The 2643-nt window shown below is 60.7% G+C and carries 2 protein-coding genes and 3 pseudogenes; all 5 read right to left on the reverse strand.

Translation table 11 applies throughout. The features are described from left to right. Positions 1-325 (reverse strand): annotated as a pseudogene (locus tag EN914_RS31445) (hypothetical protein); the annotation flags it as partial. Between the two features lie 102 nt (positions 326-427). Further along, entirely contained in the window at positions 428-1225 is a 798-nt protein-coding gene (locus tag EN914_RS31450; RefSeq protein ID WP_024503269.1) for a sterol desaturase family protein, read from the reverse strand. 190 nt (positions 1226-1415) lie between these two features. Next, positions 1416-1529 (reverse strand): annotated as a pseudogene (locus tag EN914_RS31455) (LysR family transcriptional regulator); the annotation flags it as partial. Positions 1530-1683: 154 nt separating this feature from the next. Then, positions 1684-2496: an NAD(P)-dependent oxidoreductase gene (locus tag EN914_RS31460; RefSeq protein ID WP_024503267.1), complete on the reverse strand. Its 813-nt coding sequence runs from the start codon at positions 2494-2496 to the stop codon at positions 1684-1686. 3 nt (positions 2497-2499) lie between these two features. Then, positions 2500-2643 (reverse strand): annotated as a pseudogene (locus EN914_RS39510) (pyridoxal phosphate-dependent aminotransferase); the annotation flags it as partial.

Consider the following 2643-nt stretch of genomic DNA (forward strand, 5'->3'; position numbering starts at 1 on the left):
CCTCGACCCGGTCCGTCGCGGTCACGCCAAGCAAGCCGAAGCCAAGCCGGCGGCAGAGATTGCGGAACCTGGCATCGCTTTCGCGTCCCTTGCCGCGAGCCGACATGCGCGCGGCCAGCCACACCTCGTCGCAGGCCGCCGCACGATCGACACCTTGCAGCACCAGTTCGAGATTGAACTGCAGCTTCAACTCGCAGATGACGACAACCGGCGGCTCCCCCTCGCGCAACGCAACAACATCGCAGCCGTCGATCTCGCCTTTGACGACAAAGTCGAGGCTTTCGAGGAACCGCTTCACCGGCGCATAGAGTGAGGTCTCGTTCATGGCACAAGGTTTAGCCGATTCGAGGCGAAAAGCCTTCCGGTGGTTCGGCGTCCTGCGGCTCGAAAGGGGACCGGTGTGGATACCGCAACGCCGGGCCAGCCGTCAGGCTTCGGCGTTCGGCACCGCCCGGTTCGGCAGCTTCCTGCGGCGCAGGAGCGGATAGCCGATCTGGCCGAAATAGGTGGAAGGGATCGGATCGTCGACGCCGTACTTCTCCGGCACCTTGTCACCGGTGGGATTGTAGGTGCCGAACAGCACGTCGAGGAAAGGCAACTGCCCGGCGAAGTTCTTGTCATAGGCTTCGCGCTGGTTGGCATGGTGCCAGCGATGGAACTGCGGGCTGGCGATCAGCCACTTCAAGGGGCCGAACGGAATCCGCACGTTTGAATGCACAAGCAGCGTATGTCCAAGGTAGAGAGTCGAAAAGACGGCGATCGACGCTTCCGAGAAGCCGAGGAAAAAGATCGGCGTCAGCGATATTGCCTTTGTGACGATGGCGTCGACGGGATGATTGTGGAAGGCCCCGAGCCAGTCGAGTTCTTCAATCCCGTGGTGAACGGCATGGAACTTCCAAAGCGCCGGGATTTTGTGAAAGGCCCGATGTGTCCAGTAGACGCCGACATCGGTGATCACGATGATTTCGGCAACCTGCAGCCAGACGGGCTGGCCGCTGACGGCATGCGTTATCGCTTGCGGGACCAGGAGTGCAGCGGCACCGAGCGCGCCTGCCGCCATCATGACGATGGCCAGCTTTATGATGAAGCCGTTGAACAGCAGATAAATCAGATCGACAGCGAAGCCCTTGCGAAAGATCTTCTGCGGCCGCTCGGCAAACAGATGTTCAAACGGAATGAAGATCAGCGCGCAGATCAAAAGTGCCTTGATGCCGAAGATATCCATCGATTCGCCTCTGCGCGCAGTCTGCGCCTCTGAGAGGAACCACATCTCCCTTTCCAAAGGCTAAAGGCTCTGCCTTTTGCGCAAGGGCTCGGACGCGCGGAACGTGCGAGCAATGTCGCCGAACGCGGCGGCTCGGAGCAATGGAACCGTCGAACGCGGTTCCTTGACAAGGCTTCGAACCGTTCGTGTCCTAGCCGTCAGGACCCCAAACATCCGGGTTGCGTTTGAAATACTCAATCGGCATCTCGGTGAGCACGCGCACTTTCCGCGTAGGATGCTGCCCCGGCGGACGAAGAACCGAGGCCAGGTCGACCACGTTCTCTTTGGGTTTCGGCGCGGGTTTCGGGGGTTTTTTGCCCTTGCGCTTGGCGTCGATCATGGCAATCAACGCGGAGGCGAGCGACGATTGAACAGTCAGGCTTCCGTCTGCGCAATCTAGCGGATGGGTATTTTGATAGTTACGTCCGCTTGTCGTCCGGATGGCCAAGCTCGCAGAACCACCCGCCCAGATACTTCACCGATGGCGCCTTGGGATCCGGAATCTGCGTCTTCGCCTCGACCGCTGCGCGGAATGGCTCGGCGCTGTCTTGCGGGATGAACCCCAGATGGTTGGCGCCGCTGTTGTCGACCATTTTCAGCTTGTTGTCGGATATGCCGAACGAGATTGTGTGCCCGACGCGCGGCGCCGTCAGTGCTGCTTCGACCAGACGAACGCAGTCGGCGAAGGAAAGATACGACCACAGCATGCGTCGGTCGGCCGGTTCGGGAAAGGACGAGAAGATACGCAGGCAAGCCGTCTCAATGCCGAACTTGTCCCAGTAGAGCCGGCTCAGGCTTTCGACGAAATTCTTCGACACGCCGTAGAGGCTGTCGGGGCGCACCGGCGCATCGACGCCGATATGGGCTTCGACTTCATGATAGCCGATGGCATGCACCGAGGAAGCATAGATAACCCGCTTCACGCCGTGCTTCCGGGCGCCTTCGTAGATGTGGTAGGATCCGCGAATGCTGGAATCCAGGATCGTTTGCCATTCGCATTCAAGCGGCGCACCGCCGAAATGCACGATCGCGTCGCAGTCCTTGGTGGCCGCAAGTGTAGCCTCCATGTCGGCGAGATCGAAGACCGCTTCTTCCTCGTGAGGAGCAAGATCGCCGAACGGTTCGCGACCTGCCAGGCGGATCGTTTTTGCCAGCGGCACCAGCCCCTTTCGCAGTTCCGAGCCAAGCCGGCCGGCGGCGCCGGTGATCAGGATGCGTTCGTAATGCGGCATGGTCTACTCCACTTGCGCGACGGCGGCGTTGATCCGCGCGATCGCCTCGGCAAGCACCTCCTCGCTGGTGGCGGTGGAGATACGAAAATAGGGGGAAAGTCCGTAGGCAGTGCCCGGCACCGAGGCCACGCGGCCTTCGTTCAGAAG

This window comes from Mesorhizobium sp. M7A.F.Ca.CA.001.08.2.1, assembly GCF_003998455.1.
Taxonomy (GTDB): Bacteria; Pseudomonadota; Alphaproteobacteria; order Rhizobiales; family Rhizobiaceae; genus Mesorhizobium; species Mesorhizobium ciceri.